Source organism: Pseudoxanthomonas sp. z9 (genome assembly GCF_006542425.1).
GTDB lineage: Bacteria > Pseudomonadota > Gammaproteobacteria > Xanthomonadales > Xanthomonadaceae > Pseudoxanthomonas_A.
This window is the reverse complement of sequence record NZ_VFID01000016.1, coordinates 242791-262262: the sequence shown is the minus strand read 5'-3', so window position 1 is coordinate 262262 and position 19472 is coordinate 242791. Positions and strand designations below refer to the sequence as shown.

The 19472-nt window shown below is 65.3% G+C and carries 24 protein-coding genes; 10 read left to right on the top strand and 14 right to left on the bottom strand.

The window, feature by feature from the left end:
• Positions 1–27 precede the first annotated feature (27 nt).
• From FG323_RS19330 to FG323_RS19320, 3 genes are all read right to left on the bottom strand, one after another.
• Positions 28–630: a hypothetical protein gene (locus FG323_RS19330; protein ID WP_141456365.1), complete on the bottom strand. Its 603-nt coding sequence runs from the start codon at positions 628–630 to the stop codon at positions 28–30.
• A 137-nt stretch (positions 631–767) separates the two neighbouring features.
• Entirely contained in the window at positions 768–1109 is a 342-nt protein-coding gene (locus FG323_RS19325) for a hypothetical protein (protein WP_141456364.1), read from the bottom strand.
• An 8-nt stretch (positions 1110–1117) separates the two neighbouring features.
• A complete protein-coding gene (locus tag FG323_RS19320; RefSeq protein WP_141456363.1) occupies positions 1118–1387 on the bottom strand; it encodes a hypothetical protein in 270 nt (89 codons plus the stop codon).
• 204 nt (positions 1388–1591) lie between these two features.
• On the opposite strand from FG323_RS19320, the gene FG323_RS19315 reads away from it, so the two are divergent.
• Positions 1592–2770, top strand: a complete 1179-nt coding sequence (locus FG323_RS19315; RefSeq protein ID WP_141456362.1) for a PAS domain-containing sensor histidine kinase — start codon at positions 1592–1594, stop codon at positions 2768–2770.
• Positions 2739–3089 carry a response regulator gene (locus FG323_RS19310; RefSeq protein ID WP_141456361.1) on the top strand — a complete coding sequence of 117 codons (351 nt, stop codon included), beginning with the start codon at positions 2739–2741 and terminating at the stop codon, positions 3087–3089. Before FG323_RS19315 ends, FG323_RS19310 begins: the two co-directional genes overlap by 32 nt.
• A 20-nt stretch (positions 3090–3109) precedes the next feature.
• Here the strand turns inward: FG323_RS19310 and FG323_RS19305 are convergent, their stop codons facing one another.
• The gene (locus FG323_RS19305; RefSeq protein WP_141456360.1) at positions 3110–4048 is read right to left on the bottom strand and encodes a LysR family transcriptional regulator; all 939 of its coding nucleotides are present in this window, start codon (positions 4046–4048) and stop codon (positions 3110–3112) included.
• A 132-nt stretch (positions 4049–4180) separates the two neighbouring features.
• Here FG323_RS19305 and FG323_RS19300 point away from each other — a divergent pair, with 132 nt between their 5' ends.
• Positions 4181–4573 (top strand): RidA family protein, encoded by a 393-nt coding sequence (locus FG323_RS19300; RefSeq protein ID WP_141456359.1) that lies wholly within the window; start codon positions 4181–4183, stop codon positions 4571–4573.
• Here the strand turns inward: FG323_RS19300 and FG323_RS19295 are convergent.
• Together FG323_RS19295 and FG323_RS19290 are read right to left on the bottom strand one after the other, a co-directional pair.
• Positions 4545–4925, bottom strand: a complete 381-nt coding sequence (locus FG323_RS19295) for a DUF4440 domain-containing protein (protein WP_141456358.1) — start codon at positions 4923–4925, stop codon at positions 4545–4547. The genes FG323_RS19300 and FG323_RS19295 overlap by 29 nt on opposite strands.
• Before the next feature lie 204 nt (positions 4926–5129).
• Complete coding sequence (locus FG323_RS19290) at positions 5130–5642, bottom strand: HIT family protein (protein ID WP_181444310.1); 513 nt, start codon at positions 5640–5642, stop codon at positions 5130–5132.
• 316 nt (positions 5643–5958) lie between these two features.
• Here FG323_RS19290 and FG323_RS19285 point away from each other — a divergent pair, with 316 nt between their 5' ends.
• From FG323_RS19285 to mddA, 4 genes are all read left to right on the top strand, one after another.
• Complete coding sequence (locus FG323_RS19285; protein WP_141456356.1) at positions 5959–8544, top strand: LuxR family transcriptional regulator; 2586 nt, start codon at positions 5959–5961, stop codon at positions 8542–8544.
• Between the two features lie 105 nt (positions 8545–8649).
• Positions 8650–9024, top strand: a complete 375-nt coding sequence (locus FG323_RS19280) for a DUF4242 domain-containing protein (protein ID WP_141456355.1) — start codon at positions 8650–8652, stop codon at positions 9022–9024.
• Positions 9025–9088: 64 nt separating this feature from the next.
• Positions 9089–9361: a DUF4242 domain-containing protein gene (locus FG323_RS19275; protein ID WP_141456353.1), complete on the top strand. Its 273-nt coding sequence runs from the start codon at positions 9089–9091 to the stop codon at positions 9359–9361.
• Between the two features lie 13 nt (positions 9362–9374).
• The gene (gene mddA / locus FG323_RS19270; protein ID WP_141456351.1) at positions 9375–10109 is read left to right on the top strand and encodes a methanethiol S-methyltransferase; all 735 of its coding nucleotides are present in this window, start codon (positions 9375–9377) and stop codon (positions 10107–10109) included.
• 581 nt (positions 10110–10690) lie between these two features.
• On the opposite strand, the gene FG323_RS19265 is transcribed toward mddA, so the two are convergent.
• From FG323_RS19265 to FG323_RS19255, 3 genes are read right to left on the bottom strand one after another with little or no spacing between them, the layout of a single operon-like run.
• A complete protein-coding gene (locus FG323_RS19265) occupies positions 10691–11107 on the bottom strand; it encodes a hypothetical protein (protein ID WP_141456349.1) in 417 nt (138 codons plus the stop codon).
• Entirely contained in the window at positions 11104–13632 is a 2529-nt protein-coding gene (gene ligD / locus FG323_RS19260) for a DNA ligase D (RefSeq protein WP_141456347.1), read from the bottom strand. Before ligD ends, FG323_RS19265 begins: the two co-directional genes overlap by 4 nt.
• A gap of 9 nt (positions 13633–13641) precedes the next feature.
• Positions 13642–13824: a DUF3606 domain-containing protein gene (locus tag FG323_RS19255; protein WP_141456345.1), complete on the bottom strand. Its 183-nt coding sequence runs from the start codon at positions 13822–13824 to the stop codon at positions 13642–13644.
• Positions 13825–14045: 221 nt separating this feature from the next.
• Between FG323_RS19255 and FG323_RS19775 the strand changes: the two genes are divergently transcribed.
• Positions 14046–14222: a hypothetical protein gene (locus FG323_RS19775; RefSeq protein ID WP_181444309.1), complete on the top strand. Its 177-nt coding sequence runs from the start codon at positions 14046–14048 to the stop codon at positions 14220–14222.
• Positions 14223–14251: 29 nt separating this feature from the next.
• Here FG323_RS19775 and FG323_RS19250 read toward each other — a convergent pair whose 3' ends face one another.
• The 4 genes from FG323_RS19250 to FG323_RS19240 form a co-directional block, all read right to left on the bottom strand.
• The gene (locus FG323_RS19250; protein WP_141456343.1) at positions 14252–15418 is read right to left on the bottom strand and encodes a zinc-dependent alcohol dehydrogenase; all 1167 of its coding nucleotides are present in this window, start codon (positions 15416–15418) and stop codon (positions 14252–14254) included.
• Between the two features lie 79 nt (positions 15419–15497).
• Positions 15498–15626, bottom strand: a complete 129-nt coding sequence (locus tag FG323_RS19935; RefSeq protein ID WP_255470235.1) for a hypothetical protein — start codon at positions 15624–15626, stop codon at positions 15498–15500.
• 101 nt (positions 15627–15727) lie between these two features.
• Entirely contained in the window at positions 15728–16078 is a 351-nt protein-coding gene (locus FG323_RS19245; RefSeq protein ID WP_141456341.1) for an SDR family NAD(P)-dependent oxidoreductase, read from the bottom strand.
• An 82-nt stretch (positions 16079–16160) separates the two neighbouring features.
• Positions 16161–16706 (bottom strand): hypothetical protein, encoded by a 546-nt coding sequence (locus FG323_RS19240; RefSeq protein WP_141456339.1) that lies wholly within the window; start codon positions 16704–16706, stop codon positions 16161–16163.
• A 164-nt stretch (positions 16707–16870) separates the two neighbouring features.
• Between FG323_RS19240 and FG323_RS19235 the strand changes: the two genes are divergently transcribed.
• Together FG323_RS19235 and FG323_RS19230 are read left to right on the top strand one after the other, a co-directional pair.
• Complete coding sequence (locus FG323_RS19235) at positions 16871–17512, top strand: DUF4142 domain-containing protein (RefSeq protein WP_141456337.1); 642 nt, start codon at positions 16871–16873, stop codon at positions 17510–17512.
• A 42-nt stretch (positions 17513–17554) separates the two neighbouring features.
• Positions 17555–18433 (top strand): alpha/beta hydrolase, encoded by an 879-nt coding sequence (locus tag FG323_RS19230; protein ID WP_141456335.1) that lies wholly within the window; start codon positions 17555–17557, stop codon positions 18431–18433.
• 72 nt (positions 18434–18505) lie between these two features.
• Here FG323_RS19230 and FG323_RS19225 read toward each other — a convergent pair whose 3' ends face one another.
• Complete coding sequence (locus FG323_RS19225) at positions 18506–19372, bottom strand: nuclease-related domain-containing protein (protein WP_181444308.1); 867 nt, start codon at positions 19370–19372, stop codon at positions 18506–18508.
• Between the last annotated feature and the right edge of the window lie 100 nt (positions 19373–19472).

Sequence of the window (19472 nt, the reverse complement as noted above, 5' to 3'; positions counted from 1 at the left end):
TCGTTCCGGACGCCCGTGTTGCGCCATTCAACATCCCATCGGCACCGCGAACACCAGCCGCGTCACCGGTTTCCAACGACCGTCCACACGCGCTTCCACCTGGATGCGGATTTCGCTGATGGTGGAATACATCGGCGAGTCGGCCGGTGACTGGATGTCCTTGATGAGGCCCAGCCAATGCTCCGTGGTCTCCTGCGTGTCGCTCCAACCGGCCAATGCCTTGCGGGCGGCGACGCGGATTTCATCGGGAGTGGCCCGGGGAACGCATCCGGATTCCTCGTCGGTCGGTGTTGGCACGGTGAAACGGCGCCCGTCGGCGCTGCTGGCGATATGCCATTCCGATACGCAATGGCGGAAGTCGATCAGGTCCACATGCGGACCTTCTCCGCTGATGCCCAGGCTGGTTTCAAACTGCACACGCACGCGGTACTCGCCACCCGGTCCGCCCCCGGGCGTCAGATTCAGGGTACCGCCGTAGATTTCATCGCCCGGATCCAGGCTTTCTTCGATGCGAGCGCCGGGTGCGTCCCAGGTATAGGCGCCGGCGGACAACTCGGGCGCGTTGAGGGTGATGCGGTCCAGCGACTGCGCCGAAGCCGTGCCGCACAGGCCGGCCAGCAACCAGGCCACTCCCATGATCCGTTGGTCCAACTTCCCTGTCATCGCCCGTCCCCCGCCGGTCGCGGCACTTTAGCCGAGCTGGAACGGGCGGACAATCCGCAGCGGTGGCGAACTTTTCCGGGTGAACCGCCTTGGCCGGCGATGCTTCAACGCCAGCTGTTCTTCCGGCTCGGCGGCGGCGGCTGGCTTTCGTCCAGGACGGGCACCAGCTTGCCCAGACCGACGCGGCTGAAATCCCCGTTGCCGTGGAAGTCGAGCTGGCCGAAGCTCTTCGCGTTCAATGCATCGCTCCCCAGGAAGACTTCCTCGCCAACGACCAGCGGCCGGATCGTGCTGCACACCGCCTGCGGAATCCGCAGCACGCTGATACCGGCCTGCTTCCATGCCACGTCGGGGAGAATCCGGCGGACCACGGAACTGTCCACCCACACATCCACCGTATCGTCCGTGATCGAACGGCACTTCCCGATTCCAATATCGAACGCCATGCAACCTCCTACTGGGCCGTACTTCTGAGAGTAAACAAATAGCCGCGCGCCATGAGCAGTTCCCGCATTCGGGTTTCCGCGCCATGCCGGTCGAACGCCTCGCCCACCCAGAGTCCGTAGCTCGGGCGTCCCGGATGATCGCCGCCGCGCGCCTGCCGCGTCACGTTGATGTCCAGCGAGCCGCAGGCTGTCGCCCACATGACCCGCAACTCGTCCGGACCCACGGACTGCGCGGCGCCCACATGCAGGACAAACACCTGACGACGACCTCGGGACACGATGCATCCTTGGCCAGCAGGCCATGAGTGTGTGCCGAAAGGAAGTGTGGTCGCCTTGGATGGATGGCGAGAATGAGCTGCCGCTCAGCAAGTCCTACACATATACGCCCTTGGGGCGGCTCCTGCAAGAATCGGGGATTCGAACTCACTCCTCCTTAACAAACAGCATCCTAGTTTTCAGGCATGGGGCCACGAGGTATACGCATGCTCAGACTCAGCCAACCCAAGACGCTGGAGGACGAATCCCGGCAGTTGCCGCTGCTGATCAAGAGCGTCACGGACTACGCCATCTACATGCTCGATCCCGAAGGCTACATCTGCTCCTGGAACCCCGGCGGCCAACGCATCAAGGGCTATTCCGCGCAGGAAATCATCGGCGAACATTTCTCCCGCTTCTACACGCCCGAGGATGTCGCCGCCGGGATTCCCCGCAACAATCTCCGTGCCGCCGCCGAACACGGCGGCCTCTCCGCCGAAGGCTGGCGCGTGCGCAAGGACGGCAGCCGGTTCCTGGCCAGCATCGTCATCGAGCCCATCTGGGAAGAAGGCGACCTGATCGGATTCGCCAAGGTCACCCGCGACATCACCGAGCGGTACGCAGCGCAGCAACGGCTGGAGGAAGCGCGCGAAGCCCTGCTCCAGGCGCAGAAGATGGAGGCCATCGGCAAACTGACCCTGGGGCTGGCGCACGATTTCAACAATCTGCTCACGGTCATCCTCAACAGCCTGGACGTGATTGCCGCCAGGACGGCGGGCAACGACAACATCGCCTCGCCGCTGAAAGCCGCCATCCGCGCCTGCGATCGCGGAGCCCTGCTCACCCGCCAGTTGCTGACCTTCGGTCGCGGACAGGACCTGCTTTCACAACCTACCCACCTGAGCGAACTCATTCGCAAGTCGGCCGACCTGTTCGAACGCGCCTGCGCGGATCAGGTCAACCTGCGCTTCGAGCTGTCCGACAATCTGCCGTTCGTGCTGGTGGACCGGGCCCAGTTGGAAGCGGCCATCCTCAATCTCGTCTGCAACAGCCGGGATGCCTTGTCCGGAAGCGGCCAAATCATCGTGCGGACGTCCGCCGGCCTGATGAACAATCCCTTGCGGCCCGACAGCGAGCCCTCGCTCCATGCCTGCGCCGAGGTCAGCGATGACGGGCCCGGCATCCCCGCTGAACTGCAGGCCAAGGTATTCGACCCGTTCTTCACGACCAAGGAAGTAGGAAAGGGAAGCGGCCTCGGACTCAGCCAGGTGTTCGGCCTGGCCACCCAGTCCGGTGGGTTTGTCCAACTCGTTAGCAGTCCCGGTCAAGGCGCCACGTTCCGCATCTGGTTGCCGGCAGGCATGGAGAAAGACGATGGAGAAGGTTCGCAGGATACTGTTCGTTGAAGACGAACCCGACATCGCGGAAGTCGTGGCGGACGCCCTTTCTTCTGAAGGGTTCGAGGTCTGCGTGGCCGCCAACGGCCGTGACGCACTGGAATTGCTTCACACCGGCATTCCATTCGATTCGGTCATCACCGATGTGAGCATGCCGGACGGCGTCTCAGGCATCGACGTGGCCCACGAGGCCGCGCGGCTCAATCCCGCGGCGAAAATCATCGTCGCCTCCGGCCATCAGCTGGGGCATCTGCCGCAGCTGCCGGAACGCTTCGAGTTCATTCCCAAGCCGTATCGGTTGCTGGGATTGTTGAATGCGATCAGCTGACGATATGTAGCGTCGGCGTCTCAGGGCGGGGTCGGCGCTCGTGGCGACTGGATGGCCGGCGCGTGCCGCGCCATCAGTTCCACCACCCAGTCGATGAACACGCGCAGCTTGCGGCTGACGTGCCGGCTGGGCGGGAACGCCAGATACAACGGCATCGCGTCGAGTTGCCAGTCTTCGAACAGCCGCACCAGTTCGCCGCGCGCCACCGGTCCGTTTGCCATGTACTGCGGTAGCCATATCACCCCCAGGCCGGCCACGCCCGCGGCGAGATAGGCATTGCCGTCATCCACCGACAACACATGACGCCCCTGCACGTGCACTTCTTCTCCCTCCTGGCGCAGCGGGGACATCAGGGCGCTGCGGATGCGGGAGCCGCGGTAACCGACGATGCGGTGCCCGCCGTCTTCCAGCGCCTGCGGATGCGCCGGCGTGCCGTTGCGCGCGAGGTAGGCCGGGGCAGCATAGACACCGAGGGGCAGATCGGCGACATGGCGGGCGCGCAGGGACGGATCGGCAAGTTCGCCGCCGCGCACCACGCAGTCCACGTTCTCGTCGATCAAATCCACCTTGCGATCGCTTGCACCCACATCGAGCTGGATATCCGGATAGCGCGCGTGGAAATCGGGAAGCGCGGGCACCAGCACCAGGCTGGCCAGCGGTGCTGGCACGTCCACGCGCAGCCGTCCGCGCGGCGACGTGGAGCCGGCCGACAGGCTGGTCTCGGCGTCGTCCAGATCGCCCAGCAGGCGCACCACCCGTTCGTAGTACGCGGCGCCATCCGCGGTGACGTTGACCTTGCGCGTGGTGCGGTTCAGCAGTTTCACCCGCAGATGCGTTTCCAGTTGCTGAACCAGTTGGGTGACGCGGGTCTTGCTGGACTGCAGGGTTTCGGCCGCGCGGGTGAAGCTGCCGGTTTCCACCACGCGGACGAAGGCCTGCATCGCATCGAGACGGTCCATGGGGGTTCCGGACATTGGGATTGTTTGAATTCTACAAACAGTGATCCCGCGTTCGGCGTGTTTATCGCCCCGGCGCGGCTGCCTAGAGTGTCCGGCAGATTCCGGGGCCGTCCGTCCCGAGAGGAAAATCCCATGAATACCCGTGATGTCGTTTTTCCCCCGGGCCGCCGCGCCCTGTACGAGCGCAACCGCTATTCCCCGGCCGCGCGCTGCAATGGTTTCCTGTTCGTGTCCGGGCAGGTCGGCAGCCGCGAGGACGGCTCGCCGGAGCCGGATTTCGAGGCGCAAGTCCGGCTGGCGTTCGCCAATCTCGAAGCAACCCTGAAAGCCGGCGGATGCGGGCTGGACGACATCGTCGACGTGATCACCTTCCATACCGATCCGGAGCACCAGTTCGACACCATCATGCAGATCAAGGACGAAGTCTTTCCGGAAACGCCCTATCCCAACTGGACCGCGGTCGGCGTCAACTGGTTGGCGGGCTTCGACTTCGAGATCAAGGTGATTGCGCGGATTCCTGGCTGAGTTCGGCTGTCCCCTGATGGTAGACCATGCGCCACTGATTCTGGTCGAGGCGCCAGATTGAGCAGCGCCGGGATACAGCGACCGAGTCGCTCGTAGTACGCGTTACCGAGTAAGTGACTAGACCGACCGTGGGCGCGATCAGGCACACCGTGAGATTTTCTGCGCGGAACAAAATGCCCGTCTCCGAAGGAAGCCGAGCGAGCACCTCGTCTTTTCCAAACGACCTGCCGCTCGCTGCCACTTCAATGAAGTCGTCCGCGATGAGCCTGTCCAGAAGAACGGCATCGGAACGGCCTGCGGGATCGAGCAGAGCCAATTCCAGTTGTTTCAACAGCTTGGATTCATCTGTCATGACTATTGACTACCTGGTTGCGCATACCCGGAATCGGGTTATTCGTACATCTACGGAACACCTGATGGGATGCCGGTCCCGGCCCATCCGATATAGCCGCTCAGCCAAGCGAGCAAATAGACGCAAAAGTGGCACTTCCGATTTCCTCGCGGCTTCCGCCTGTGTGTTCCCGGACAGATCAGCTGCCCGCAAAAAACCAACTGGTTACTTTGGCAGACTGGACCGGATCAGGGCCGCCGTTTCGGCCAGTTGCCCAGCGGAAACCCGCACCCTGGCCAGACGTTGCGCATCTCCGCTGGGGTCGTGGCTTGTCCCCCTTTGGCGTCCGGCGCCATCGAAGGTCGCGAGCTGTGGCGGGCCGATGCCCCAATCGCTGCCCTTCTGCCGGGGCACGACATGGAAATGGAAGTGCGGCGTTTCCTGCCCGCTGTAGACCCCGTTGTTCTGGAACGTCAGTATTCCGAGAGGCTGGTAGGCGTTGACGAGCGCCTCGGCGACCCGCTTGGCCGAGCCCATGATCTCCTCGCATTCCCGGGGCGAAAGATCGAGCAGCGTGGCGACATGCCGACGCGTGACCACGCAGCACTGGCCGATCTCGAACTGCCAGGGATTGATCAGGGTGAGCGTGTGTTCGCTTTCATCGATGACCGCCCACCGGTCTTCGCGGCCCGCCGTCTCGCAAATGTCGCAGGGATCTCTTATGGGAAGTTCGATCAATTGTTCTCTCCTGTTCGGTCGGCAGGTCGGCACACAGGCGCTGGGCGTGCACCGGGTTCAAGAGCTGGAGCAGTTCGGCAGTCACGGCCTTGGCCCCCAACTTGCCGGCCATCGGATTCTTGGCCCGGGCACTCGAATGGTCGGCAGCCATCCGGAGGATGGGGCATCCCGTTGGGACGCTGGATCCTAGGCGTGCCGGGTCCGGCCAACAAGCCGGTGTGCCCGCGATAGCGGTCTGCCCTGGCCTGCCCGATGCCTGCATTCCGTTGACAGGACGAGTCCGGGGCCCCTGTCCGGACAGTCCCCGCCGCCCCCGATGAACCTGTTCGAACGCGAATCGCAGCTCGATGCCCTGGCGGACTTGCTCCAGAAAGCGCAGGGCGGCGCCGGCAGCGTCGTGCTCATCGGCGGCGAGGCGGGCATTGGCAAGACCAGCCTGGTGACCGCCCTGCGCCAGCGGCGGGACGCCATGAACCTCTGGTGGGGCGCCTGCGATGCACTGCAAACGCCGCATCCGCTCGCCCCCCTGCACGACATCATCCGCAACAACCCGGTCTCTTTCGGCGCCCGTGTCGACCAGTTGGAGCGCATGCAGCTCTTCAGCGTCGTCCTGTCCGAGCTCCGGGCGGCGCCCACGCTTTTCGTGGTCGAGGATGCGCACTGGGCGGACGAGGCGACACTGGATTTGCTCCGTTTCCTGGGCAGGCGCCTGGAGCAGGTGCCTTGCCTGCTGGTGGTGACCTACCGCGACGATGAAGTGTCGGCGCAGCATCCCTTGCGCCGGTTGATGGGCGATCTGCCCCGGGTATCCGTCACCCGCATGCAGGTGCCCCGCCTGACCGCGCCGGCCGTGGAAGCCATGGCCCGGGGTTCGTTGCATTCGCACGAGGGGCTGTACGAAGTCACCCAGGGCAATCCCTTCTTTGTCAGCGAAATGCTGCGCCGGGGCACCGAAACCGTGCCGCACGGCGTGGAGGACCTGGTGCTGGCGCGTTTCGCCCGGCTCGGCCCCGCCGCACAGGAACTGGCGCAACTGGCGGCGATCGTGCCGCGGCACATCCAGGGCTGGTTGCTGGAGGCGGTACTCGCGCCGGCGGTCGATACGATCGAGGAATGCCTGGATACCGGACTGCTGGTCGCCCATGGCGAAGCCTTCGCCTACCGGCATGAACTGGCACGCGTGGCGATTGAAAACTCGCTGTCCGGCCCACGTGCACAGCGGTTGCACGCACGCGTGCTGGCGGCGCTGGAGGGCGTGCCCGCGCACCGTGCGCCACTGGCGTGGCAGGTGCATCATGCCGCCCGCGCCCGCGACACGGAAGCGGTGCTGCGCCTGGCGCCGGCCGCCGCCGAAGAGGCACAGCGCAGCGGTGCCCATCGCGAAGCCGCCGCGCATTTCCGCACCGCATTGGCATTCGCCGACCTGCAGCCGGATGCGATCCGGGCCATCCTGCTGGAGCGGCTCTCCTACGAGTGCTACCTGACCGAACAGATTGGCGAAGCCCTGGCCACGCGCGGCGCGGCACGCGACCTCTGGCGCGACCTGGGTGAAACCCTCCGGCAGGGTGATGCCACCCGCTGGCTCTCACGCCTGAGCTGGTACAACGGCCAGACCGCGCCCGCGCAGGCCTATGCGGACGAAGCCATCCAACTGCTGGGCGACCCGCCGGCGGGTCGCGAACGGGCGATGGCCTACAGCAATCGCGCGCAGCTGCACATGTTGCAGGGCGAGAATGGCGACGCCATCCAGTGGGGCCAACGTGCGCTGCAATTGGCGCGCGAGCTCGGCGACAGGGAAATCGAGGCGCATGCGCTGAACAACATCGGCACGGCGCAGCTCGACGGCGACGATGATGCCGGTGCCATCACCCTGGAGCAGAGCCTGCGGACCTCGCTGGAGCACGGTTTCGAGGAACACGCCGCGCGCGCCTATGTGAACCTGGCGTACGACGCCGTCATGCGCAAGCGCCTGCCCGCCGCGCAGGACTGGCTCGATCACGGCCTGGCCTACTGCGAAGCACGCGATCTGGACGCATGGGCGGGCTATCTGGCGGCGATGCAGGCCAGCGCCCGGTTCGCCGCCGGCCAGTGGGAAACCGCCGCCAGCCAGGCGGCGCAGTTGCTGCGCGCGCCCAACCTCGCCCCCATCAGCCGCGTCATCGTGCTCACGGTGCTGGGGCACGTGCGTGTGCGCCGTGGCGATCCGGATGCCCTGCCGGTGCTGGAGGAAGCGCTGCAACTGGCGTTGCCCATGCAATCCTTCCTCCGCATCGCGCCGGTGGTGGCCGCGCGGGTCGAAGCGGCCTGGCTGCAGGGCGATGAGCCGGGCGCCACCGCCGCCATGGCCGCACTGGTGTCGACCCACGCCCGATCGCGCTACCACCATGGGCTGATGGACGAAATTTCGTACTACCGGAATCCAGGCGGCCATCCGGGCGAGACTTCCACGCATACGCCCGCCTTCACCCTGCAACGCACCGGCCAGTGGCGCGAGGCTGCCGAGGCGTGGCGGGACCTCGGCTGTCCTTACGAGCAGGCGCGCGCCCTGGCCGAGGGGGACGAAGCAGCCCGGCGCGCCGCGCTGGCCATTTTCGAAGAGCTTGGTGCAAGCCCCATGGTGGCGCGCCTGCGCCGCGTATTGCGCGAGGCCGGCGTGCGTGGCGTCCCGCGCGGACAGCGTGCTTCCACCCAGGCCAATCCCTGCGCCCTGACCTCGCGCGAAGTCGAAGTCCTGCAACTGCTGTGCGGCGGCCTGCGCAACGCCCAGATCGCACAGCGCCTGTCGCGTTCCGTACGCACGGTGGACCACCACGTCGCCGCCGCATTCGCCAAGCTGGGCGTCGGCACCCGCACCGAGGCCGTGGCGGCCGCGCTGGCGATGGGCATCCGCGCCAGAAAATAGGCAATCGCCCCGCGCAATCTGGGCAGCCTCGCCGACGCGGCGCGGAAAGCGGCTCCGTAACCTTTTCAGCACAGCAATCCGCTGTGTCCCTTACGGAATCCCGCCATGAAAACCTCCCTCAATCCCCTGCGCGCATTGGCCGTCACGGCCCTGTGCGCCCTGGCCCTGACCGGCTTCGCGGTGGCGAACGCCACCAGTGCCAAAAGCGGCGCGGCCAGCGCCAACCACCGCTACCTCATCCAGCGTTCCTTCCCCCAGGGCGCGCTCGACGGCCTGGATGCCGCCACCAAGGCCAAGGTCAACCAGACCAACGCCAAGTTCGGCGTGAAGTGGCTGATGTCCTTCGCCAATGGCGACAAGACCAAGACCTTCTGCATCTACGAAGGCCCGACCGAAGCCGCCATCCGCCAGGCGGCGCAGGCCAACCACCTGCCCGTCGACACCATCACCGAAGTGCCCGTCACCCTCGAAGCCCGCTGAATCCGTCGGGTGCGCGGCCGCATGGTCGCGCGCCCTTCGCCTTCCTCTTTCCGGAGAAACTCCCATGCCCCGTTATGTCATCGAACGCAACTTCCCCACCGGCCTCAACATTCCCATGACCGAGGCGGGCGCCAGCGCCTGCCTGGGCGTGGTCGCCACCAACGCCAAGGAAGGCGTGACCTGGGTGCACTCCTACGTGAGTGCCGACAAGAGCAAGACCTTCTGCATCTACGACGGTCCGGATCCCGAGGCCATCCGCCGGGCCGCGGGCGACAACCACCTGCCGCTGGAACGCATCACCCAGGTGAACGTCCTGGCCCCTTACTTCTACCGCTAGGAGGACGCCGACCATGTCCCGTTCACTGGCCGTGTTGTACGGCGGCGTCTGCTACGCGGCATTCCTGGTGACGTTCCTGTACGCCATCGCCTTTGTCGCCGGCATGGGCGTGCCGAAGCACATCGACAATGGGGTGGCCACGCCCCAGGTGGCCGCGCTGATGATCGATATTGCCCTGCTGGCCCTGTTCGCCGTCCAGCACAGCGGCATGGCACGGCCCGCGTTCAAGCGGTGGTGGACACGCTTCGTGCCGCAATCGATTGAACGCAGCACCTTCGTGCTGGTGAGCAGCGGGGTGCTGGCGCTGCTGTTCTGGCAGTGGCGTCCCCTGCCGCAGGTGATCTGGCAGGTGGACAACGGCCTGGCAAGCGGCCTGCTATGGGCCGTATCCCTGCTGGGCTGGCTGCTGGTGCTGACCAGTTCGTTCGCGATCAATCACTTCGAATTGTTCGGTCTGCGGCAGGTGTGGCTGCATGCGCGGCGGCGTTCGCCGAAGGACGAGCCCTTCGTCCTCCGTGCCATGTACCGGATCGTGCGCCATCCGCTGATGCTGGGGTTCCTGATCGCGTTCTGGGCCACCCCCGCCATGAGCCTGGGACACCTGCTGTTCGCGGTCGTGGTCACCGGCTACATCGTGGTGGCGGTCAGGTTCCTGGAGGAACGCGATCTGGTGGCCGTCCACGGCGATGCCTATCGCGACTACCAGCGCAGGGTTCCCATGTTGTTGCCCCTGCGCAAGCGTGTTTGAGCTTGCGGATACCAACGTTGTTCCGGCGTGGCGGGAATTTCCCGCCACGCCTCGTTCCGGACGCGACCGCCCACGACTTCGGCGATTCGGGTATCCACCCTCCACGTGCCCACCACATGACCACCGATGGCATACGTGACAATGAAGAGGTGTGTACTGTCGACAATGCCAGGCGCGAAAGGACGTTTGGCCGACCAGGTCCGCTCTTCCGTGTCATGCCACCATTGATCCGCCTCATCCATCTTCCTGACCTCGTCCGCCCGATGTTGCATGACAAGGCGAATCGCTTCTGCATGAGGCGATGCTTCCGCTCCCGCCATATCCGCCGCATGCAAATGGGGCACCACCAACATGCAGACAAGAAAGAACAAGGTTCGCGCAGCTCTCATGATCGCCCCCGCGACACGATTTCCATGAACAAATCACCGTCCATGCGCTCCAACAGCCGCTTCAGGGCGGCAAGCTCCGGCTCCAGCCGTTGAACGAACGAATCGGCGTCCATGAGTGAATCCACAAGGGAATGCCGGTCATTGTGCCATCAACCGCCTCGCGAAGCCGCAAGGCATCGCTTCGGCCCGGCCTCAATGCAGCAACAGCTTCACCACGTTCTCGAAGTCATAACCAAAGGTTCCATCCTCCTTGGCGATCAGGCGGGCCTTCGAGGCGGCATCGAGGAAACGATCGGTAATCTCGAAACCCCCGCCCGCCTGGACGACATCGAGGCTGGCCCTCTCATCCCTGACGGCGTGCTCCAGCAATTCGGTGAATGCAAGAACACGGAACATCAGCGATATCTGCTGCTCCTGCGAAAGCCCATGCCCCTCTATTTCCTTCTGGAGGGCCTGGATTCCCAATTGGGCAAGCTCACCGCCTGCCTCGACTTCATGTTCGGTCTGCAGGTCTCCGTTGAGCGCGGCCTGGTAGATGCCGATGCCGAAGTTCAACAGTTCCGGGGCGATGGGGGGAGTGTTCTCCTGGAGGATGTCCTGCGCATTCATTGAGACCACCTCGACAAGTCCTGCTTCACACGATCGATTCCGGCCCAGGGGTGCTTCCTGAGACGGGAGATGCGCGCCACCGCCGAGGCGATGTCGAACGCGGCGCTGCTTTTTATCTTGCCCAGTTCTTCCCAGCGCAACGGCATCGCCACCGGCGCACCTGGCCGGGCGCGCAGGGAAAAGGAGGCGACGCTGGTCGCACCCCGGCCGTTGCGGAGATAGTCCACGAAGATCTTGTTGTTGCGGAAGCGCTTGCTGGAGGTCGACACGTACTTCAGCGGATCGACCTTGGCCATGCCTTCGGCGAAGGCATGCGCGAACGGCTTCACCAGATCCCAGTCGCACCCGGGCTTGAGCGGCACCACCACGTGCAGGCCCTTGCCTCCCGAGGTCCGGACGAAGGATTCCAGGCCGACGCTTTCCAGCAACTTGCGCACATGCCGGGCGGCGGTCACCACGTCCGGCCAGGCCACGCCGGGGCCGGGATCCAGATCGAACACCACCCGGTTGGCCAGGTCCGGGTTGTCGGCTTGCGCGCCCCAGGGATGGAATTCCAGCGCATTGAACTGGACCAGTTCCATGACGCCCGCCGCGTCGTTCACCACCAGGTAGTCGGCGTTGTTCCCGGCCTCCTCCTTCAGCCGGACAAAGGACACCAGTTCCATCCCGGGGGTGTGGTGTTTCTGGAAAAAGCAGGGTTTTTCCGTGCCGCTGGGACAACGGATGATGGATAGCGGACGCCCCGCGATTTCGGGAAGCAGGAAGTCCATCACCCGCTGGTAGTAATCGGCCACGTCCTGTTTGGTGGCGTGGATGTCCGGATAGAGCACCTTGGTCGGGCTGCTCAATTCCGGCGCTTCCCGCGCCTTTTTCGCAGAACGGGCAGTGCCGGCGCCCTTGCGCCTGGCCGGCGACGGTGTCGTCGTACCGCGATCGCTGTCGGACAGGTCCGCCACATCCTTGTCCGGTCTCACCGCCTTGAGCGAGGCTTGCCGCAGCAGGCTGCTGCCGCCGGTGCCGCGATAGAAAACCTCCACCACGAAGCGCGGCTTGAACCACCGGGCCTTGCGCAGATCAGTGTCGTTCTCGGGAACGAAGACCGTGGGCCTGGCGCCTCCGGCCTCGCCGATGCCCTTGGCTACTTCCCGCAGCATTTCGTCGCTGAAGCCGGTCCCTACCCGTCCGGCGTAGCGCCAGCCATGCTCGGCGTCCGGCCTGGCCAACAGCAGCGAGCCGAAACCGCTCCGGGCGCCCTTGGGCGGGGTCCAGCCCACCACGGCGAATTCGTCCGACGCCAGTTGCTTGGTCTTGCGCCAATCATCGCTTCGTCCCGGGTGGTAACCGCGATCTCCGCGCTTGGAGATGATGCCCTCGAAATGCTGCTGGCCCGCCATGGCGTAAGCGTCCTCGCCGTTGCCCTCCACGTGGGAACTGTAGGCCAGGTGCGTGGGCGGGTTGCCCAGCACGTCCTCCAGCAGCGCCTTGCGCGCCTTGAGCGGCGCTTCGGAAATATCCACGCCATCGATGTGCAGCAGATCGAACAGGACCAGCGACAGCGCGCCCTGTTTCTCGCCGGACAAGGTGGCCTGCAGGAGATTGAAATCCTGCTTGGTGCCGCCGCCGGCAATCAGTTCGCCGTCGAGCGCGGCCGACGTCAGGCCCAGTTCGCCCAGGGCATCGGCCACCTCCGGCACCTTGCCGGTCCATTCCAGCGCGTTGCGCGACCACAGGCGGACCTCGCCGTCGGCGATGGTCACCAGGATTCGATAACCGTCCCATTTGATTTCGTGCAGCCACTGCTCACCCTGCGGCGGCGCGTCGCCCAGGCGCGCCAGCTGCGCCTGGAACGGTCCATCCGGGACTTTGCCTTTCCGGGCCCCGGGCAGCTTGCCGGCCCGCTTTGCCCAATCCCGCGCACGGCGCTTGCGGGGAGCCTTGACCGCGGTCTTGCCCTGCTTGGCCCGTTTGCCGGTTCCGGCCCGCCTGGCGTCGGCCGGCGGCGGCGGGGTGACATCGCCCAACAGATCGTCGGCCTCCAACTTGCCGGCGTATTCGTCATCGTCCTTGAACAACAGCCACTGCGGCTGTTTTGCGGGCTTGCCGGATCGGACCAGGTGCCAGCCACCACGCAACTTCCTGCCGAACAGTTCGAAGCGCAGATGCCCTTTGGCGAGTTGGGCCTCCGGGTCGCCCTCGCTGGCCCACACGCCGTGGTCGAACTGCGCCACGTGGCCGCCGCCATATTCGCCCCTGGGGATTTCGCCCTCGAACGTGGCGTAGTCCACCGGGTGATCCTCCACCTCGACCGCCATGCGCTTGACCTTGGGGTCGTAGCTGGGCCCCTTGGGCACGGCCCAGCTCTTCAGCGCATCGCCCACCTGCAGCCGGAAGTCGTAGTGCCGGCGACTGGCGTGGTGCAACTGGACGACGAAGATCGACCGCCTGCCCCGCGGCAGGGCCTTGCCCGGCTCGGGTTCGCGGGTCTTGTCGAAGCTGCGCTTGCGACGGTATTCGGTCAGGGACATGCCGGTGAACTACGTATTGCCCTTCAGCCATTCACCGACATCGTCGGCCGAATTGCCCACCGACTTGACCGCCTCGCGCAGTCGTCCCTCCGACACACCGAAGCGTTCGGTCCAGTAGCGGATCTCGTGATCCTCGTTCAATGCGATGCGGCTGCGGTCGGGCTCGCCGCGTTGGGTGAGGTCGTCGGACATGGCGCTGCTCCTGTGAGGGTGGTCCTTTCAGATAGCCCCGTGCATGTCGAAGGGGCGTCAATGCGGAGTTGGCACGCGCTCGCTACCCGGTCTTCATCCGGCCCGCCGGGAAGTGGGCGAATGCCGGTTACCCGTCGACAGCCCGCCACCTGGATGCCGATGAACATCCTCTTCATCACGAACGTTCGAACGTCAGATGCTCATGCAACAGGAGTGGGCAGATGACCGATTCCCCGCGTCCACGCGATCCCCTGGAAAAAACCCGCGCGCCTGCCGAACCGGGGCGTCGTGGCGAACAGCCCGGAAAACGCACCAACGAAGAGCGCAATGACCCGGTATCGGAACCCGGGGCGCGCGAAGGAAATCCGGCGCGGAAGAAGCGCGTCAATCCCGATTGATCCGCCTCCACGCGCGGGCGGAGTCAACATCAACCGGGCGTCAGCACGACCTTGCGGCAATCCTCCCGCTTCTGGTCGAACACCTCGTAACCGCGCGCGGCGTCGCCCAGCGGCAGCCGGTGGGTGATGATGGCTTCCGGGGCGAGCCGTCCCTCCTGGATCATCTGCAACAACTCCGGCATGAAGCGCTGCACGTGGGTCTGGCCCATGCGGAAGGTCAGCCCCTTGTCGAAGGCGTCTCCAATCAGGAATGCGTGGATGAAGCCGGCATAGACGCCGGGAATGCTCACCACCCCGCCGCGGCGCGTGGCCGCGATGCACTGGCGCAGGGCGTGGCCGCTGCTGCCTTCCAGCTTCATCGTCGTCAGCACGGTCTCGGTCGTGGAGCCCTTGGCCTCGAAACCGACCGCCTCGATGCTGGCATCGACGCCGCGTCCGCCGGTGGCCTGGACAATCTGCTCGGCGGGATCGTCCTGTTCGTCGAAGTCGATGGGGTGCACGCCATAGGTCGTGCGGGCAAACTCGAGCCGATACGGATGATGATCCACCATGAAGATGCGGTCGGCCCCCAGCATGCGGCAACACGCCGCACTCATCTGTCCCACCGGCCCCGCGCCGAATATCGCCACCGTGCTGCCGGGCTTGATGTTCGCGTTGACCGCCGCCTGGTAGCCGGTGGGCAGGATGTCCGACAGGAACAGCACCTGCTCGTCCGCCAGTCCTTCCGGTATCACCAGCGGCCCGACGTTGGCCTTGGGCACGCGCACATACTCGGCCTGGCCGCCCGCCACGCCGCCATACAGGGCGCTGTAGCCGAACAGCGCGGCCGGCGGCGTCAGCTGCTTGCGGTTGAGCGCGGCGCCGCCGCCCGGATTGGTGTTCTGGCACGACGCATATTCCGACAACAGGCAGAAGAAGCAGGTGCCGCAGGCGATCACGAACGGCACCACCACCCGATCTCCCCGGGCGATGCGCACCACGTCCGGCCCGGCGTCCTCGACCACGCCCATGAATTCGTGGCCCAGGATGTCGCCGTCCTCCATGCCCGGCATCTTGCCGCGATACAGGTGCAGATCCGAACCGCAGATGGCCGTGGCCGTCACCCGCAGGATGATGTCGTCGCTGTCCTGCACCACCGGATCCGGCACGGTTTCGACGCGGACATCCCGGGTTCCGTGGTAAGTGAGCGCGCGCATGGATCCTCCTCTCATTCGATGACCGGATGCGGGGACTGCTCATTAGGCGACACGCCGCATCGGGCGTCGCCGCCGTGCTTCAGGTCAACCATCCCGGACCGTCCAGCCGAAGCACGGGTTCGATCAGCAGCCAAAGGACGACGAGCACGATTGCCACGCCAATGGCGATCGTCAGGGCAATCCAGCCACCACCCGATGTCAGCTTCACCGAAGCGCCTCCATGGGTTCGAGCCTGCGCGCGGGACGGTGAAAGGAGAATGATTTTGGAAACCGGGCCGTGCGGCCACCCGACCCTGCCGTGGCGTGCTTTCAAGACCGCATCGCGGGCTTGTCCGACCCACGCAACAACATGATCTGTGAGCCGGCACGACCGTCGAGCCGGTCAACATCCACGGCCGTGTCGATGCGGCCATGGATGGCCAGGACGTCTTTCACCACCCGATCCACATCGTCCCGGTTGGAGACATCCGCCGTCATCGCATGCGCCCGACCGCCATCGGCCGCGATGGCATGGACAATCTCGTTGAGGGTGTCGGAACTCCTCGATACCAGCACCACCTCGGCCCCACGCTCGGCCGCCAGCAGTGCCGTGCACAGGCCGATGCCACTGGACGCGCCGGTTATCACGACGACCTGCTCGTTGATGGGTTTGTGCTTCATGTTGTTCTCCTGGGCGAGGCCTCAAGCAAGACCCCGGCCGATAGGTGGGGATGAGACGCGCACCGGCTTCATTCGCGCGGGTTCATTTGCGCTTCGTGTCGGGCCGGACCACATGCCATTGCCCCCACTTGTCCTTGACGCCGTCTCCCGAGGTGCGGCCCGGCCCCTGATCGCCCGCATAGCGATAGATGGCATAGCCGCCATAGGTGACATGTTGCCCGCCCTTCGCGCGCGGAGCGGAAGAGACCAGCGCGCCGTCTATGCCGGTTCCCGCCTGCGCCTTGCCGTTGCTCGCCACGACCGGTGGCCAGGCACGCTCGCAGGTTTCATCGCATTGGCTGCCGTCGTAGTTGCCTTCCATGAAATAGACGGCCGCGCCGCTGGCATCCGTCAGATAGCCCGCCGGACCGCCCGCCAGCGACAATCGGGGTGCCTGCTCGTCCGGTCCGGCACTTTCCACAGCCGTTCCCTCGGTGGGATCCGGCTGGCCGGGCGCGGTTGCCGATGCGGGTGCTGATGCAGGCGCCGCGGGGGGTGCCGGCGTGTCGGCGACGTTTTTCCGCGCTTCTTCTGGCGGGGGCTGGCACGCCGCCAAGAGCACGACGAGTCCCGCAATCAGGATTCTCATGTCGATTCTCCTTCCGGTTTTCTCGTCCCCAGTCTCGGTCCTGCGTTGTGAAGAAGATGATGAGCAGAATGCGCAAGCGACCTCTGCAAGACCGCCGGAACATTCACCCTCTCTTGTCCTTTCCGGGCGGATAAGTCGCGCATCCACCCCACCGGGAGCAGACCATGAAACGCGCGCTTGTCAGCATCTCCGCCATCGCACTCATCAGCGTCCTGGCTGGCTGCAAGGAACCCGACGCGCCCGCCAGCGAGACCGCCTCGACGCAGCCGGAGCCGGCGGCGGCCACCCCGTCCGCAGATACGGCGTCCGCGCCCCCGGCGCCGGATACGGCCACCACGGCGGATGCCGCCATGCCCGCCGACGCCGGCAACGTCGCCGCCACGCCAGATGAGCGCGGTGCGCTGGGCGTGCTGAATGCCATCAACGAGCACGAGATTGCCGTCGGCAACCAGGCCATCGAAAAAGGCGTGACCGGCGACGTCGCGGACTACGCCAAACTGATGATCCAGGCGCACACCGAGAACCGCGACCAGACCGCTGCGTTTGGTCCCGATGCGCAGAACAAGGACGCGATGGCCCAGAAGGACAAGGGCTCGGCGGAACTGGCATCGCTGGACAAGCTGACGGGCGACACCTACGCCAAGGCCTATGTCGACGCGATGGTCAAAGGGCATACCGAGGCGCTGGCCGCGCTGGACGACAAGCTCATCCCCAAGGCGACCACGCAAGCCATCAAGGACCACCTGGCGACGACCCGCGAGCATGTCGCCAACCATCTTGAGCGCGCGAAGGCGCTCAAGAAGTAAACCGGCTGGCACGGGATGGCGACGGGCCGCCTTGAATGACGCATGCGCACGCAGGCGATACGGCACCGGCATATCCAGCTTGAAGGCCACGACCTCTTCCTTCGCGAGGCCGGGCCGCCCGGCGCGCCGGTGCTGCTCCTGCCCCATGGCTATCCCTGCTCGTCCTTCCAGTTCCGGCGGCTGATGCCGGCGCTGGCCGACCGCTGGCGGACGGTGGCGTTCGACTGGCCAGGCTTCGGTTACAGCGATACGCCGGATCCGGGGGAGTTCGGTTACGACTTCGACGCCTACGAATCCGTGCTGACGGCGGTGGCCGACCATCTGGGTCTGCAGCGCTACGCCTTGTGGCTGCACGACTATGGTTCGCAGATCGGGTTGCGCCATGCCATCGCCCATCCGGATCGCATCGCGGCCCTGATCATCCAGAACGGGGACATCTACGAGGACGTGCTCGGTCCCAAGTACGAAACCATCCAGGCGTACTGGCGGAACAAGACGACCGAGGCGCATCGACCGCTGGAGGAAGCCGTCAGCGAGGAAGGCTTCCGGCACGAGTTCGTCGGCGAAGTGAACGGGACCGTCGCCCAGCGCGTGCCGCCGGACCTATGGAAACTGCATTGGCCGCTAATGGACACACCGGTGCGCCGGCAGGTCGCCGTCGGCCTGATGGAAAAGCTGGAGGTCAATCTGGCGTGGTTCCCCCGCTACCAGGCCTACCTGCGCGAGCAACAGCCCCCTGCCCTGATCGTCTGGGGCCCGGAGGATGGCTACATGCCGGCCGAATCCGCGCGGGCCTATCTACGCGACCTGCCGCGGGCCGAACTGCATCTCATCGAAGACGCCGGCCATTGGCTGCTGGAAACCCATTTTGACGAAGCGCTGCCGCTGGTGCGGGATTTTCTGACGCGTTGTCATGCATGATCCGGAACATCCGGCGCTGGGGCTGAGCCGCGTCGCGACGGATCCATCTGCCATGCCCATGCGATATACCCGTCAGCCCTGTCCCGGATAACGCTTTGTCAGCTCGTTGAGAATCCGCTTGCGCAGGGCTTCCGGGAGCGGCTCGCCAAAGGCGGGCAAGAGCATGAAGCGGGGATTCACCGGATTGCAGACCACGACATCCTCCCGCCCTCCCCGTCCTTCCACGAACCAGCCCGGCAGCGACAGCACGGGCACGACCTTCACCGGTTCCCCCAGCGCGTCCGTCAATGCCTTCTGCAGCCATCTCGCCTGACCCTTGGCCTGGTCCAGGGGCTTGGTCTCCACGTGTTCCGGGAACCGCAGGGTCTTGCCGTCGTAGCGCACCCTGGCGTTCTCCTTTCCGCCCTGTTCCGGCTTCATCCGTGACTTGGATTCCACCGCAAACACCGCGTGAGGCGAGATGACCACGTGATCGATGTTGAACTTGTCGGCCGGAATGTCGTGCAGGACGTAGCAGCCCTCGCCGATCAGCGGGGTCAGGCACTGTGCGGTGGCCAGCTCGGCTTCGAGTCCTTGCCGCAGCCTGCGGACCGTTTGCCCGTTGACGATCACCTTGCGGATGATCCACGCCAGCATCGCCACGGCCGCCAGCGCCAGGATGGCGTCGCCCCCGCCGAAGCGGATTTTCGACCAATCGAGCTTGTCCAGCCTTGCCAGCATCCAGCCGGACAGGAAGAGGGGTCCAAGCGCAACCGCCATGCCCATGGCTTCGTAGAAATCATCCGTGGCCTTGTCCAGTGACCGGCGCAATTGCTCTCCGGCCTGATGATGCAGGGAGATGGTGAGCGGAGAGCGACGGTTGTCGCGCGCCAGCACACGACGCCACAACAGGACCGTGCCCAGTACCAGAAACACCGGCAACGCCACCGCAATCAGCAATAACCATATGTGCATCCTTTCCCCCTTGTGTTACTTCCCGACGCCGATGGTGGCGAACTTGTTCCGTGGTTGCAACCGAACCAAATCCAGAATCATTGAT

Bases quoted from the DNA above. Each gene is read 5' to 3' on its own strand.
- FG323_RS19305 (WP_141456360.1), bottom strand. From the start codon at position 4,048: ATGGACCGTCTCGATGCGATGCAGGCCTTCGTCCGCGTGGTGGAAACC.
- FG323_RS19275 (WP_141456353.1), top strand. From the start codon at position 9,089: ATGCCCCGTTATGTCATCGAACGCAACTTCCCCACCGGCCTCAACATT.
- FG323_RS19285 (WP_141456356.1), top strand. From the start codon at position 5,959: ATGAACCTGTTCGAACGCGAATCGCAGCTCGATGCCCTGGCGGACTTG.
- FG323_RS19325 (WP_141456364.1), bottom strand. From the start codon at position 1,109: ATGGCGTTCGATATTGGAATCGGGAAGTGCCGTTCGATCACGGACGAT.
- FG323_RS19265 (WP_141456349.1), bottom strand. From the start codon at position 11,107: ATGAATGCGCAGGACATCCTCCAGGAGAACACTCCCCCCATCGCCCCG.
- FG323_RS19245 (WP_141456341.1), bottom strand. From the start codon at position 16,078: ATGAAGCACAAACCCATCAACGAGCAGGTCGTCGTGATAACCGGCGCG.
- mddA (WP_141456351.1), top strand. From the start codon at position 9,375: ATGTCCCGTTCACTGGCCGTGTTGTACGGCGGCGTCTGCTACGCGGCA.
- FG323_RS19300 (WP_141456359.1), top strand. From the start codon at position 4,181: ATGAATACCCGTGATGTCGTTTTTCCCCCGGGCCGCCGCGCCCTGTAC.
- FG323_RS19310 (WP_141456361.1), top strand. From the start codon at position 2,739: ATGGAGAAGGTTCGCAGGATACTGTTCGTTGAAGACGAACCCGACATC.
- FG323_RS19255 (WP_141456345.1), bottom strand. From the start codon at position 13,824: ATGTCCGACGACCTCACCCAACGCGGCGAGCCCGACCGCAGCCGCATC.
- FG323_RS19235 (WP_141456337.1), top strand. From the start codon at position 16,871: ATGAAACGCGCGCTTGTCAGCATCTCCGCCATCGCACTCATCAGCGTC.
- FG323_RS19315 (WP_141456362.1), top strand. From the start codon at position 1,592: ATGCTCAGACTCAGCCAACCCAAGACGCTGGAGGACGAATCCCGGCAG.
- FG323_RS19230 (WP_141456335.1), top strand. From the start codon at position 17,555: ATGCGCACGCAGGCGATACGGCACCGGCATATCCAGCTTGAAGGCCAC.
- ligD (WP_141456347.1), bottom strand. From the start codon at position 13,632: ATGTCCCTGACCGAATACCGTCGCAAGCGCAGCTTCGACAAGACCCGC.
- FG323_RS19250 (WP_141456343.1), bottom strand. From the start codon at position 15,418: ATGCGCGCGCTCACTTACCACGGAACCCGGGATGTCCGCGTCGAAACC.
- FG323_RS19280 (WP_141456355.1), top strand. From the start codon at position 8,650: ATGAAAACCTCCCTCAATCCCCTGCGCGCATTGGCCGTCACGGCCCTG.
- FG323_RS19240 (WP_141456339.1), bottom strand. From the start codon at position 16,706: ATGAGAATCCTGATTGCGGGACTCGTCGTGCTCTTGGCGGCGTGCCAG.
- FG323_RS19295 (WP_141456358.1), bottom strand. From the start codon at position 4,925: ATGACAGATGAATCCAAGCTGTTGAAACAACTGGAATTGGCTCTGCTC.
- FG323_RS19775 (WP_181444309.1), top strand. From the start codon at position 14,046: ATGACCGATTCCCCGCGTCCACGCGATCCCCTGGAAAAAACCCGCGCG.